This window comes from Enterococcus sp. AZ197 (assembly GCF_050556405.1).
Classification (GTDB): domain Bacteria; phylum Bacillota; class Bacilli; order Lactobacillales; family Enterococcaceae; genus Enterococcus; species Enterococcus faecalis.
On sequence record NZ_CP187873.1, the window covers coordinates 1,739,049 to 1,753,062 of the forward strand.

A 14,014-nucleotide genomic window follows, 5' to 3' on the forward strand; every position below is an offset into this window, starting at 1 on the left:
ATTCGTCAAGTCGCTACTCTTGATTCATAGCGGCTTTTAAGGCCTGCGCTAAAGCACTTTCTTCTGGTTCGTCTGGTTGTGAATATTTTTTCATCAAACGACGTTCTTCATGTTTAGTCATTTTTTGTTTTCGTTCTTTTTTATCGGGAATTTTTTCAGTAATCGAACAGAATTTACATTTGAAAGAACGACCATTTTTTCCTTCTATGATGACCATTTTTTTATGGCATTGTGGGCAACGGTGATTGGATACTTTAGGATCTTTTCGCCGACGATAAGAACATTCTTGGTTTGTACAAACGTAAATCTTCCCATCTTTCGTATTTTTTTCCCGTAAGTTTGAGCCACAATCTGGACATTTTTTTTGCGTAATGGAAAAATCTTGATATTTTTTCTCGCTTTGTTTAATTTCACGGACTAATTTTTTCGTATCCTCTTCAATATCCTTTAAGAAAAGTTGACTCTTTTGTTGACCCGAAGCGATTGCTTCGAGCGATTTTTCCCATTTTTCCGTTAGTTCAGGTGTCACAAGTGATGGATTCACCAAGTCTAATAGTTGCTTTCCTTTGGCAGAGACACTTAAACCGCTATTGGTTCGTTCCATCAATTCTGATTTAATCAGTTTTTCAATGATTTCAGCTCGCGTTGCCGGTGTGCCTAAACTGTGTTTCTCCATTTTTCCTAACAACGTTCCTTCGGTTAATGGTTTTGGCGGCGACGTTAATTCTTTGTTAATGGTAAAGTTTGGCGCAACGGTCATGCCTTTTTGCCATTGGACAGTGGATAGCGGCTGTTCGGCTGTTGTTTTCCAGCCAGCAACAACTACTTTATTTTGATGAAAGACAAATGTTTCTTTTCCAAAAGCGACTGTAACTTTTGTTTGTTTGGTTTGGTTTGGCTCAGCAAACAAACCTAAGAATCGTTGAACAATCATTTGATAGATTTTTTGTTCATCATTGCTTAGCTTTTCATAACGAGGACGTTGTTCAGTTGGAATCAACCCATGGTGATCCGTGACTTTTGCATTTTGGAAAACTTTTTGTTGTTTAACAACAGCCCCATTTTTAAGGTAGCCTTTCACTTCTGGTGAAAAATCAGCAATGGCTTGAAGGCGCTCTTTCATCGTTCCTTTCATATCCGTTGTTAGATATTTGCTGTCAGTTCGAGGATAGGAAACAATTTTATGGGTTTCGTATAAACTTTGTACAAGAGACAACGTTTTCTTTGCAGAAAATTGGAATCGCTGGTTGGCTTCACGCTGGATTTCGGTTAAATCATATGGTAACGGCGCATTTTCTGTTTTAACTTTTTCTTGGATATCGGTAACTAAGCCCTTTTGTTTTGAGAGTTCTTTGACTAATTGTTCTGCTTCCTGCCGTTCTTTTAAAGCGTATGGATTTTTTTGGGTCATCTTTGCTTTTTCTGATTCAACAGTTAACGAGATAGTAAAATAAGTTTGAGGCTTAAATTGTTCAATCGTTTTTTCTTGTTGGCGCACCATTGCTAAAGTTGGTGTTTGAACACGACCTGCGGATAAGTTATCTTGATATTTCACTGTCAAGGCCCGTGTGACGTTTAGACCCACTAACCAGTCAGCTTTTGCGCGCGCCAAGGCAGAGTAATACAAATTATCGTAGTCTTTCGCTGGGCGAATTTTCTTAAACCCGTCTTTAATGGCTTTGTCTGTTTGAGATGAAATCCATAAGCGTTTGACTGGTTTGTTAAAACGGACATATTCTAAAATCCAGCGGGCCACTAATTCACCTTCACGACCAGCATCGGTGGCAATCACGGCTTCAGAAACATCTTTACGATTGGCTAATTGTTTAATCGCTTTTAATTGATGTCCCGTTTTCGGTAACGGTTTAATCCCTAAATTCTTAGGAATCATCGGTAAAGTTTCCATTTGCCACGTTTGCCATTCTTTGTTTAAATCTTCTGGCATTTTTAGTCCTAAGAGATGGCCTAAAGCCCATGTGACAATCACGTTGGGTCCTTCATAATAATTCTTATTTTTTTGATTTGCTCCTAAAACGCGGCTTAAATCTTTTGCTACGCTAGGTTTTTCAGCAATAATTAATTGTTTTGCAACCACTAGTTTCGCTCCTTTTTGAGTGCTATCTTTTCGTATTATACCAAATATTAGCTCGATTTTCTCTAAATTCCGAGAATAGAAAAAGAGTTTAAAGAAAATTCCCTGAGGTTTTTCTTTAAACTCATGCGTTTCAAATAACTTTCCGTTTGCAGAATTTTGTTTTGCCAAAATGATTGGATATTGTGGTAAACTCAGCTTTATTTTCAAAAGTAACCGCATGATGATTTTCTAGTAATGCTAAACCGAAGTATTGTTGTAAATCTTCATCGCATTCTTCACACCAGCGTTCTTCCCCATCATTCCAGAAAGCCGTTAAATAGTTAGGCTTTGTGTTGACGTATGTATAATTCTGAGAAAGTTTTTGCCAAACTTCCACATAATATGTCTCTGCATCGGTCAAGTTATCGAAGGTTTTTTCTTGAACAATGTCCTCTTGCCAATCATCAAAAAACCACCAAGGTTCATTGTCGCCATACATTGTAATTACTTGATACATTGAACCGCTCCTTTTTTTGCTACTGTAGGTATCATAGTCACTTTCTGAAAAAGTTGCAAGGATTTGGTTTCGGACTGAGAAATTTTTGAAATTTATTTTATCCTGCCACTTCTAAAGAAGCAATAAAATCTTCAATCATGCGACGATAACTTTCTTCCGGCGTGGCTTCTTCGCGTTGAAAATAACCTAAAAAACGTAAGGTAATATAACCATGGATTAAGCTACGTAGTTCTCGACTTTTGTGCAGTCGTTCTTCATTATTAAATGGATAAAAAGCTAAAAGTTGTAAGATAATTTGATTGGTTTCATGGATGCCTTCAATTAATTGTTGGTTTTGCGTTTTCGGCACACTGATAAGTAATTCATAGACTGCAGAATTTTCAAAAGCAAATTGTTGGTACGTTTCAGCATATATCCGAATTGCTTCTGCGCCACTCTTACCCACTAAGGCTCTTCGCAATGCATCATTTAATTCTTGAATTAACAAGTCCACTAAAGCATTTTTTACTTCAGCAATATTTTTAAAGTGATTATAGAGTGAAGGATACTTGATGCCTAAATCAACGGCTAAATTTTGAAAGGTTAATTGTTGAACGCCCAATTCTTCCGCTAGATTGCGGGCACTTTCAAGGATTTTGGCTTTCGTTAAATTCCGTTTTTTTGCCATCTTTCTGACGCCTCCAATTCTTAAATTTTGGACAAGTATTAGTTTATCATATCTATTGACTCTTTTTAAACTATAAATTATAGTTTATAATAATAATTTGTAAACATTATTTTTGAAAGAAGGCTGTTTGGCATGCATATTACCAACCGTTCTCATTTGGCCGATCGTTATGGCAAACGAACCAGTGCAGAATTTTTATTACACGAACGTCCTATTTTATCTTTTCCTATTTCTTTAGCGGCCATTCCTAAAGAAGCCCGCTATTTATCCTGGGAATTAATTGATTATGACACGATTCCTCTAATCGGTTTCCCTTTTATTCATTGGTTAGCTGCCAATGTTCCTGTAACCAATGAGATTCCTGAAGACTTTAGTCGAACAGCACTCAAGCCTACCATTCAAGGAAAAAATAGTCTTGCTTCTCCTTTGGGGAAACAGATGATTCCTGCGCTTGCCACTGAAACGTTACCTGAGTTAACCGAACGTTATCTGGGGTTAAGCCCTCGCTCTGGTGTGCACACCTATACGTTATATGTGTACGCTACAAAAAATCCACTAAATTTAAAAGAAGGCTTTTTTGCGAATGAATTGCATCAAGCATTGAATGATCAACGACTCGCCAAAGCCAAATTTGAATTTCTTTACTAGAAAGTGAGGAAATAGAATGTATGAATTAATTAAAAGTAAAATTTTCCGTCCAAGACAACCTTGGGAAAAAAATCTGCTTGTTTTATGGTTTGGCACATTTATGGCTGGTATTGGCTTTAGCTTAGTGATGCCATTCATGCCTCTTTATATCAACACATTAGGTACTTTTACCCACCAACAATTGAATTTTTGGAGCGGAATCACGTTCTCTTCCACTTTTTTAGTCACAACCATTGTTTCACCTTGGTGGGGCCGTTTAGCCGACCGAAAAGGACGCAAGTTAATGTTATTACGCGCTTCATTAGGGATGGCTATCGTCATTAGTTTAATGGGCGCAGTCACAAGTGTTTATCAATTGATTGGCTTACGCTTATTACAAGGTGTTTTTTCTGGTTATATCAGTAATGCGACTGCGTTAGTTGCTACAGGCACACCTAAGGAAAAAAGCGGTCAAGTGCTTGGTACTTTAGCAACTGGTTCTGTTACCGGCACGTTGCTTGGTCCTCTTTTGGGCGGTGTCACTGCGTCTATTTTCGGTTATCGGCCAACCTTTTTCATTACTGGTACGATTTTATTACTCGTTTTTGTTTTGAGTCTCGTCTTTGTCCATGAAGAGTTTGTGCCAATTGAAAAAAATCAAGCCGCATCTGGGAAACAAATTTTAAAAAAACTAGAACATCCCCACGTGATTCTTGGAATGTTTATTACGACATTAATCATTCAAGCTTCCAATAATTCAATTAGTCCCATCATCAGTTTATATATTCAACAATTGTTGGGTGGTCACGGAAATGTCACCTTAATTAGCGGAGTCATTGCTTCTATTCCAGGGATTGCAACGTTAATAGCCGCCCCTCGTTTCGGCCGGTTAGGCGATCGTATTGGCAGTGAACGCATCTTGACAATTGGCTTAATTTTAGCCATTTTCGTTTACCTACCAATGGCCTTTGTTCAAAATGTCTGGCAGCTTGCCATGCTTCGTTTCTTAGTTGGGATTTCCGATGCCTGTTTACTACCAGCTGTTCAAACGTTGATCACTCGTTATTCTCCAAGTGATGCTGCAGGCCGTATTTTCAGTTACAATCAATCTTTCCAAGCGACAGGAAATGTGATTGGTCCTATGATTGGTTCAAGCGTATCTGCCGCTTTCGGTTATCGTGGGGTCTTTATTTCCACTTCTTGTCTGGTTCTCCTTAACCTTCTATGGGTTCGTCGAAGCACCGCCGAATTAAAAAAAGAGAAAAATGATGACTAAGTTATACACAGAAAAGTTATCCACAATTTGAATTTTTAATTTTTCTCTTTTTCTTATTTTAAAAAAAATAGGCATATAAAACAAAAAAGAAAAGCGGATATTTACTGGTTTTATGACCAGCATATCCGCTTTTCTTTTGGTTAACTCTGCGCTTTTTGTTTCACAACTCGTGAAACTTTTTAGACGTATTGTAGTTCTTTTTCATCTTGGTAGGCGCGATCAATTAAGCCGCCCCCTAAGCATTCCATCCCATCATAAAAAACAACAGCTTGACCTGGAGTGACTGCGCGCGCTGGTTCCTTAAACGTAACGGTTGCTTTTGTGCCATCTTCAGATAAGGAAACATGCACTGGGATATCTGCTTGACGATAACGGAATTTAGCCGTACAGTCAAACTCTTTTGGCATTGGTGTATCAACAGTAAAATGAACCTCACTAGCTTCTAAATGTGTTGCATATAGTTTTTCATGGTGAAATCCTTGTCCCACATATAATGTATTGGTGGTTAAATCTTTCCCAATCACAAACCATGGTTCTTGTGTTTTACCGCCGCCACCAATTCCTAAGCCTTGGCGTTGACCGATAGTATAATACATCAGACCATCATGTTGTCCTTTGATTTCGCCATCTTCTGTCACCATGTTGCCTTTTTTAGCTGGTAAATAATTACTCAAAAATTCTTTGAAATTCTTTTCACCAATAAAACAAACGCCCGTTGAGTCTTTTTTCTTGGCTGTGGCTAATCCAGCACGTTCAGCAATTGCACGAACTTCTGATTTTTCCATGCCACCCAATGGAAACATTGTTTTTGCCAATTGGGCTTGTGATAATTGGCTTAAAAAATAGGTTTGGTCTTTATTATTGTCAATTCCACGTAACATATGCACTACGCCATTTTCATCCGTTTCTACTTGCGCATAGTGGCCAGTTGCAACATAGTCAGCGCCTAGTTGCATAGCATAATCTAGGAATGCTTTAAATTTAATTTCTTTATTACACATGACATCTGGATTTGGTGTCCGTCCTAACCGATATTCTGCTAAAAAATATTCAAACACACGGTCCCAATATTCTTTTTCAAAATTGACCGAATAATACGGAATCCCAATTTGATCCGCTACTTTTGCGACATCTTTATAATCCTCAGTTGCGGTACAGACACCATTTTCGTCTGTATCGTCCCAATTTTTCATAAAGATCCCAATTACATCATAGCCTTGCTCTTTTAAAAGCAACGCTGTGACAGATGAATCGACACCGCCACTCATGCCTACCACGACACGCGTTTTGCTGTTATCTGCCATTTTATCACCATCATTTCAATTAGATTCTGAAATCATCCACGATTTGAAGGTCGTAACTTTTCAGTGCTTTTCATTATACTATTTTTTTGAAATAAGTAAAGCAAGCCGGGCGTATAATGAGAAAATACTTGGAACAAAGACACAGCCAACAAGCTGTTGCTTTCAAATAAACAGAAAACCTGAAGGAACAAGCTACTTTCACTTGTTTCTTCAGGTTTCTCTAAATTATTCTACTTTCTCTAATACACCACGGCTAATTAAGCCATCCATTAAGAAAAAGTATTTTTCTTTACTCATTTCATGTTGTTCATTCTTGAAAATATTCATTGGTTTTAAACCATTTGCCGTTGTAATGGACATTTTCAACTCTTTTAGATCAGCAGTGATCGTAATTTTCAATTTGAAGCCTTCATTTCTCTGAGGCGTTGGATCTAAGGAACGAATCAATTGAAAGTTCCCTGATTTTGTTTCAGTAAAGCCGTTATCTTTTAATGTATAGCGTTTTGCACTAGGATGTACTTTGTAAAAAACTGTTGAGCCTTCAACAGCAGCCGTTGTTGTAAATGCCATGGGTTCCACCTCGTTATTTTCATTGTTATCTTCATTATAGCGAAAACCTGTAGCTGCCGCAATCAGATTATTTTTTCAATTGTTGAATCACTGCAACTAGTACTTCAGAAAAAGTCGCAATTTCTTCTGGTGTGTTCCCGTAGCCAAAACTAATCCTGATTGATTCTTTAATAGCTGAGGAATTTTCTCCATACATCGCTGTCAACACGTGCGAAGGATCCACAGTTCCCGCTGTACAAGCCGAGCCTGTTGAAATCGCAATACCTCTTAAGTCCAAATGCATTAAGAGCAAATCACTGGGAATTCCTTTTAAATGAAGATTTAAGACATGCGCTAAACGATTCGTTGGTTCACCATTAATTGAAAAATCAATATTGGCTTCTTCTAACGCTTTTAAAATAATCGTTTGAAAACTTTGATAGGCTGTTTTTCTTGCTTGCTTTTCTGCAGAAGTTAGTAATGAAACGGCAGTACCCATGCCAATAATTCCAGCTAAGTTTTCCGTGCCCGCACGTCGTTTTTCTTCTTGTTCCCCACCATGTAAAAGAGGTGGTAATTGGATTGCATCGCTTTTAAATAAAAAACCTACGCCTTTTGGACCATTGATTTTATGAGCGGAAATACTTAATAAGTCGATCCCTAATTCATGAGGTAAAATGACTTCACTTCCATAAGCTTGGACGGCATCTGTATGAAAAATCGCCGAATGATTTTTAAGAATTGCACCAACTTCAGCAATCGGTAATCGATTTCCAATTTCATTATTGCCATACATCATTGAAACCAAGATCGTTTCTTCGCGTAAAGACTTTTTGAATTGATTCATTGAAATCTGACCATTTTCATTCACAGGTAAGTAAGTCACTTCAAAGCCTAACGTTTCTAAGTATTCCATCGTTCGTAACACAGCGGGATGTTCAATTGCCGTAGTAATAATATGTTTTCCTTCCTTTTGACGAGAAAAAGCAACTGCCAAGATGGCTGTGTTATCCCCTTCTGTGCCACCACTATTAAAAATAATTTCGTGGGGTTTGGCTTGTAAGCTCTCGGCAATCGTTTGACGCACTTCTTCCAGAAGACCGTGTGCCTTTCGTCCAAACTGATGAATACTTGATGGATTGCCAAAAGTCGTTTGCATATTTTCAGTCATCGCTTGAATGACCGTTGGATGAAGCGGTGTTGTTGCCGCATGATCTAAATAAATGGGTTCCAAATGACTCGTCCCTTTCCTTATGTTCTGGCGTTATTCTAGCATAAAAAGCTTAAAACACAAAATCAGAATACTTTCTCTTCTATTTATAAAAGAGATAAGAAAAATAGGCCCAACACTATTAAAGTTGTTAGACCTATTTCTAGTTTAAGGAATCACTTATTCTCCTTTTGGTTCTAAACGGAATAATGGACTCATTGGTTTATTTTCATGAATACGAAGTAACGCTTCCCCCATTAACTCAGCGCAAGAAATAATATTCAAGGTTGCTGGTTGGCGGTCTGCTGTCGTATAAACAGAGTCAGTAATACTAATTTCCTTAATTGGCGCATTTTCTAAGGTTGCTTTTGCGCCTTCTGATAACAAACCATGCGAGGCGCAAGCATACACTTCTTGCGCACCATTTTTCATTAAAACTTCCGCCGCTGTGGCTAACGTTTGACCAGTATTCAAAATGTCATCAACAAGAATACATTTTTTCCCAGCGACATTCCCAATAACGTAACCTTCTTGACGCACCCCATCAATCTCTTCATGGTCGACAATTGCTAAGGTCGCATCTAAGTACTCCGATAAACTACGTGCGCGTTGAACGCCACTGTTTTTAGGCGAAACAATCACAATTTCTTCCCCTACTAATGCTTGTTGACGATAATAATGAGCGAACAAAGGCATTGTAAATAAATTATCTACTGGGATATCAAAAAATCCTTGGACTTGAACAGTATGCAAGTCTAATGTCAACAAACGTGTTGCGCCTGCCTCTACCAACATATTAGCAACTAATTTCGCAGTAATGGGCTCTCTTGGTTTCGCTGTGCGGTCTTGGCGAGCATAACCATAGTAAGGCAAAATAACATTAATTGTTTTTGCGCTAGCACGTTTTAATGCATCAATTAAAATAAGCAATTCCATCAAATGATCATTTACAGGAGCATTCGTTGCTTGGATGATGTAGACATGATCGCCACGAATACTTTCTTCAATATTAATTTGAATTTCGCCATCACTAAATTGGCGCACGGTGCTTTTTCCTAATTCTGTTCCTACTGATGCTGCGATTTTTTCAGCAAGTGGTCGATTTGCATTTAAACTGAAGATGCGTAAGGTGTCATCTTGATAGTTTTCGGTCATGATATCCTCCGTCAATATAAAATAATAGTCGTTTTCATTCATATTCTACCATTTTTTGTCATAAAAATCATGGGATCCTCCTTAATTTATTGAAAGAAACGGTTTTCTTTGTGAAAAAAGCGCTTGTATTTAGGCGCGCCTAAAAATTATTTGCATTTTCTTAAACTATCCCTTATACTGATTTTAAGGCAAACCTAAAAAGGAGGAATTTCATGAGAAAAAGCTTTAACTTAGCTGTTCAAGCGTTAACCGTTCAATATCAAGGACGGACCGCTTTAAATAATATCCACGTTACTATTCCCTCCGGTAAAATTACTGGAATTATCGGACCAAATGGTGCTGGAAAGTCAACATTTATTAAAGGGTTATTAGGCTTAATTAAAACAAAGGAACGTGATGTTTTGTTAAATAATCAAGCAATTGACCAACAAAAAACAACCATTGCCTATGTAGAACAACGTAGCGCCTTGGATCTTAGTTTCCCCATTAGCGTTTTTGAAACGGTCTTGCTAGGAACCTATCCAAACTTGGGACTATTAAAACGCCCAGGAAAGAAAGAAAAGCAAGCAGCCATGGCTGCATTAAAAATGGTGCAATTAGAAGACTATGCGCAACGCCAGATTGGCGAACTTTCTGGTGGCCAATTACAACGTGTGTTTATCGCCCGTGTTTTGGCCCAAGGAGCTGAGGTGATTTTTTTAGATGAACCTTTCGTCGGCATTGATATGTCTAGTGAAAAAGTGATTATGGATATTCTCAAATCATTAAAAAATCAAGGTAAAATGATTATCATTGTTCACCATGATTTGCACAAAGTGTCCCACTATTTTGATGAATTAATCGTTTTGAAAAACCGGCTAATTGCTGCGGGTCCTGTTGAACAAACGTTTACTGCAGAAACGCTCCAAGAAGCATACGGTGATTTGTTAGGTGATTTATTAATACAGGGGGTTGCAAAATGATTGCTGCATTTATTGATGGTTTATTCCGTTATCAATTTTTACAAAATGCCCTTTTGACGTCTGTAATTGTCGGACTCATTTCAGGGGTAATTGGTTCATTCATTATTTTACGTGGGATGTCTTTGATGGGTGATGCGATTTCCCATGCTGTTTTACCAGGGGTCGCTGTTTCTTATATGTTTGGTTTCAATTATATTTTTGGCGCTTCTATTTTTGGCTTATTAGCTGCATTATCGATTGGCTTTATTACCCAAAAAAGTCCACTAAAAAATGATACTGCCATTGGTGTTGTCTTTAGTTCTTTTTTTGCTTTAGGGATTATTTTTATCTCTTTTGCAAAAAGTTCCACCGATTTATATCATATTCTGTTTGGAAATGTATTAGCGGTCGCAGATACCGATATTTTAATTACTTGTGTCGTCGGCGTGATTGTTTTGATTTTTGTGGCATTGTTTTATAAAGAGTTGCAACTCACTTCTTTTGATCCCACAATGGCTCAGGCCTACGGTTTAAATATTCAATTTTTCCACTATGCATTGATGTTTTTACTAACACTAGTCGCTGTTTCTTCTTTACAAACCGTCGGAACTATTTTAGTCATTGCCATGCTGATTACGCCAGCGGCAACAGCTTATCTATTAACAAATCACTTACCGACAATGATTGGCTTAGCCTCTACTTTTGGGATTTTAAGTTCAGTGATTGGCCTATTCTTCAGTTATTCTTATAACTTAGCTTCTGGTGCGACGATTGTTTTAACCGCCGCCTTATTCTTTTTATTGGTTTTCTTTTTCTCACCAAAGAAAGGCCTAGTATTTGTAAACCGTGAGAAAGAAATGGAGGAATCAACGAATGAAAAAATTTAGTTTATTTTTTTTAACACTTTTAGCAGGGTTAACGTTAGCTGCTTGCGGGAATCAAGCCGCTGAAAAGAAAGAAAAATTAGCAATTGTGACAACGAACTCGATCCTATCTGATTTAGTGAAAAATGTTGGGCAAGACAAAATTGAGCTGCATAGTATTGTGCCAATTGGGACAGACCCTCACGAATATGAACCGTTACCAGAAGACATTGCGAAAGCTTCTGAAGCGGACATTTTATTCTTTAACGGCTTGAACTTAGAAACAGGCGGAAATGGCTGGTTTAACAAATTAATGAAAACGGCCAAAAAAGTTGAGAATAAAGATTACTTTTCTACAAGCAAAAATGTTACGCCACAATATTTAACAAGTGCCGGTCAAGAACAAACAGAAGATCCGCATGCTTGGTTAGACATTGAAAATGGCATTAAATATGTAGAAAACATTCGTGACGTGTTAGTAGAAAAAGATCCAAAAAATAAAGATTTCTATACAGAAAACGCGAAAAATTATACCGAAAAACTTAGCAAACTACATGAGGAAGCCAAAGCTAAATTTGCTGATATTCCTGATGATAAAAAATTATTAGTTACAAGTGAAGGTGCCTTTAAATATTTCTCCAAAGCTTATGATTTAAATGCCGCTTATATTTGGGAAATTAACACAGAAAGTCAAGGAACACCTGAACAAATGACCACGATTATTGATACCATTAAGAAATCAAAAGCACCTGTGTTATTTGTTGAAACCAGTGTCGATAAACGTAGTATGGAACGGGTCTCAAAAGAAGTGAAACGACCAATTTACGATACACTTTTCACAGACTCTCTTGCCAAAGAAGGAACAGAAGGCGATACGTACTACAGCATGATGAACTGGAATTTAACAAAAATCCATGATGGCTTAATGAGTAAATAAATAATAAAGAAGAAAGAACCAAGTTGACTCCCCCTCAACTTGGTTCTTTCTTCTTTATTTAACTAATTCCTCAATATCAATTACTCGATCCACAATTTCCTCATAAAAATCTGCTTCATGGGAAACCAGAAAAACCGTTCCTGGGTAAACGTGAATTGCTTCTTGTAAACTTTTTTTGGCCGCTTCATCAATATGATTGGTTGGCTCATCTAAAAATAACAAATTACTTGTTTGCATCATTAGTTCCGCTAGTTTTACTTTTGTTTGCTCACCACCACTTAACAGGGCTAGCGACTGCATTGCTAACTTATCTGGTAAACCTGCTCTAGCCAAATGACTTCTTCGCTCTTTAATCGTTGTATCTGGAAAACGATCTGATAAATAGTCTAGCGGCGTTAACTGCTCATTAGGCCACGCCAAGTCTTGGGTAAAATAAGCAATTTTTGTATTCAGCGGATAATGAAATTCTCCATCTAATGAAGGAATCACTTTCGTCAACGTTTTAATTAATGTTGATTTGCCAATCCCATTAAAGCCTTTCAATGCGACTTTTTCACCGACATGAACCATTAAATCTAACGGTTCTAACAAAGGTTCCCGATAGCCGACAACTAACTTCTGGGTCGTTAGTGCTTGCGTTGCAACTAACCCTTGATAAGGAAATTCAATCGCCGGCTTAGTCAAGGAACCTGGCGGAGCCAATCGTTCCAACCGGTCCAATTGTTTTTGTCGACTTTTAGCCATCGTTGCTCGATTTCCAGCTTTGTATTTACGAATATAGGCTTCCATTTTTTCAATTTTTTCTTGTTGGGCCTGATACTGTTTCAAATAGGTTTGTTTATTCTGCTCTTTTTGTGCAAAAGATTTTTCTACATTTCCAGTATATTTGGTTAATTTGCCAAACTCAATATCTGCGATGCAATTCGTCACTTCATTTAAAAATTGATAATCATGGGAGACTAATAGAAAGCTTCCTTCAAAATTATTCAGATAGCGAACAAGCCATTGAATATGTGTATCATCTAAATAGTTGGTGGGTTCATCTAAAAGTAACACATCAGGGGCCTCTAACAATAATTTTGCTAAAATCACTTTTGAACGTTGACCACCGCTTAGCTCCCCTAACTTTTTATCCAAACCAATTGCTTGTAGTCCTAACCCATTGGCTAAATCCTGAATAATCGTGTCAATTTGGTAAAAATTACTTTCATCTAAATCTGTTTGTAATTTGCCTGCTTGTTCTAAAAGTTTTTCCGAAGCCGTTTGACTGTATTCTTCATAAAGTTTTGTCAGTTTCGCTTCTTTATCAAAAAGTTCTTGAAAGGCTTGTTTCAAAAAATCAACCATCGTTAGTGATTGTTCTACAGAAACATGCTGATCCAAGTACCCAATCTTGCAATTTTTTTGCCACTGAATCGTTCCTTCGTCTGGCAATACTTCCCCCGTTAAAATTTTAATTAAGGTGGATTTGCCGACCCCATTTTGGCCAGTTAAGCCTAAATGATCTCCTTTATTCACTTGCAATGAAGCCTCTTCATACAAGACCTTTTCGCCAAATCGATGCGTTAAATGTTCAATAGTTAAAATACTCATTTTCGTCACTTCTTTCTTGTTAACTGATTATTTTGGGACAACAAAAAAAGAACCACGTCTGCACGTCGTCCATCCTGACAGAAATCCCGACAACCGCTTGTACGTACACTCAAATAAGACTAGCTTTTCTAGTCAAAAAATGTGCTATCAAGCGATGAAGAAATTAATTGCTCGGCTCCACAACAGTGCTTCATCTGTTCTTAAACTATCGGGAGCTACTTTTCTTGTTAATTTATCAGTTAAAACAAAAAACATGTGAATCACCTTTCTTATGCTTGTATTCTACCATAGAATGACAAGA

At 37.5% G+C, this 14,014-nt stretch carries 13 protein-coding genes; 5 read left to right on the forward strand and 8 right to left on the reverse strand.

The window, feature by feature from the left end; all coding sequences use genetic code 11:
- Positions 1–13: 13 nt before the first annotated feature.
- The 3 genes from IGK82_RS08485 to IGK82_RS08495 form a co-directional block, all read right to left on the reverse strand.
- Entirely contained in the window at positions 14–2,095 is a 2,082-nt protein-coding gene (locus tag IGK82_RS08485; RefSeq protein WP_002388224.1) for a DNA topoisomerase III, read from the reverse strand.
- Between the two features lie 130 nt (positions 2,096–2,225).
- On the reverse strand, positions 2,226–2,591 hold the full coding sequence (locus tag IGK82_RS08490) for a DUF1033 family protein (RefSeq protein WP_002356966.1): 366 nt from the start codon (positions 2,589–2,591) through the stop codon (positions 2,226–2,228).
- 97 nt (positions 2,592–2,688) lie between these two features.
- Complete coding sequence (locus IGK82_RS08495; RefSeq protein ID WP_002356965.1) at positions 2,689–3,258, reverse strand: TetR/AcrR family transcriptional regulator; 570 nt, start codon at positions 3,256–3,258, stop codon at positions 2,689–2,691.
- A 132-nt stretch (positions 3,259–3,390) separates the two neighbouring features.
- On the opposite strand from IGK82_RS08495, the gene IGK82_RS08500 reads away from it, so the two are divergent.
- Positions 3,391–3,906, forward strand: a complete 516-nt coding sequence (locus tag IGK82_RS08500; protein WP_002362073.1) for a YbhB/YbcL family Raf kinase inhibitor-like protein — start codon at positions 3,391–3,393, stop codon at positions 3,904–3,906.
- Between the two features lie 16 nt (positions 3,907–3,922).
- Positions 3,923–5,161, forward strand: coding sequence for a multidrug efflux MFS transporter (locus IGK82_RS08505; protein WP_002362074.1), 1,239 nt, complete (start codon positions 3,923–3,925; stop codon positions 5,159–5,161).
- A gap of 179 nt (positions 5,162–5,340) precedes the next feature.
- On the opposite strand, the gene mnmA is transcribed toward IGK82_RS08505, so the two are convergent.
- The 4 genes from mnmA to IGK82_RS08525 all read right to left on the reverse strand — a co-directional run bounded on the left by mnmA (position 5,341) and on the right by IGK82_RS08525 (position 9,379).
- Positions 5,341–6,465, reverse strand: a complete 1,125-nt coding sequence (gene mnmA, locus IGK82_RS08510) for a tRNA 2-thiouridine(34) synthase MnmA (protein ID WP_002362075.1) — start codon at positions 6,463–6,465, stop codon at positions 5,341–5,343.
- 225 nt (positions 6,466–6,690) lie between these two features.
- Positions 6,691–7,035 (reverse strand): DUF1831 domain-containing protein, encoded by a 345-nt coding sequence (locus tag IGK82_RS08515; RefSeq protein WP_002356959.1) that lies wholly within the window; start codon positions 7,033–7,035, stop codon positions 6,691–6,693.
- A 67-nt stretch (positions 7,036–7,102) separates the two neighbouring features.
- Positions 7,103–8,248 carry a cysteine desulfurase family protein gene (locus IGK82_RS08520; RefSeq protein WP_002407488.1) on the reverse strand — a complete coding sequence of 382 codons (1,146 nt, stop codon included), beginning with the start codon at positions 8,246–8,248 and terminating at the stop codon, positions 7,103–7,105.
- Between the two features lie 156 nt (positions 8,249–8,404).
- On the reverse strand, positions 8,405–9,379 hold the full coding sequence (locus IGK82_RS08525) for a ribose-phosphate diphosphokinase (RefSeq protein WP_002362076.1): 975 nt from the start codon (positions 9,377–9,379) through the stop codon (positions 8,405–8,407).
- Between the two features lie 212 nt (positions 9,380–9,591).
- Between IGK82_RS08525 and IGK82_RS08530 the strand changes: the two genes are divergently transcribed.
- Genes IGK82_RS08530 through IGK82_RS08540 form a run of 3 tightly spaced genes read left to right on the forward strand, consistent with a single transcriptional unit; the run spans position 9,592 to position 12,120 of the window.
- Positions 9,592–10,341, forward strand: coding sequence for a metal ABC transporter ATP-binding protein (locus IGK82_RS08530; protein ID WP_002360005.1), 750 nt, complete (start codon positions 9,592–9,594; stop codon positions 10,339–10,341).
- Positions 10,338–11,207: a metal ABC transporter permease gene (locus IGK82_RS08535; RefSeq protein ID WP_016622448.1), complete on the forward strand. Its 870-nt coding sequence runs from the start codon at positions 10,338–10,340 to the stop codon at positions 11,205–11,207. Before IGK82_RS08530 ends, IGK82_RS08535 begins: the two co-directional genes overlap by 4 nt.
- Positions 11,194–12,120, forward strand: coding sequence for a metal ABC transporter substrate-binding protein (locus tag IGK82_RS08540; RefSeq protein WP_002356954.1), 927 nt, complete (start codon positions 11,194–11,196; stop codon positions 12,118–12,120). Before IGK82_RS08535 ends, IGK82_RS08540 begins: the two co-directional genes overlap by 14 nt.
- A 54-nt stretch (positions 12,121–12,174) precedes the next feature.
- Here the strand turns inward: IGK82_RS08540 and IGK82_RS08545 are convergent, their stop codons facing one another.
- On the reverse strand, positions 12,175–13,713 hold the full coding sequence (locus IGK82_RS08545) for an ABC-F family ATP-binding cassette domain-containing protein (RefSeq protein WP_002360001.1): 1,539 nt from the start codon (positions 13,711–13,713) through the stop codon (positions 12,175–12,177).
- Positions 13,714–14,014: the final 301 nt, after the last annotated feature.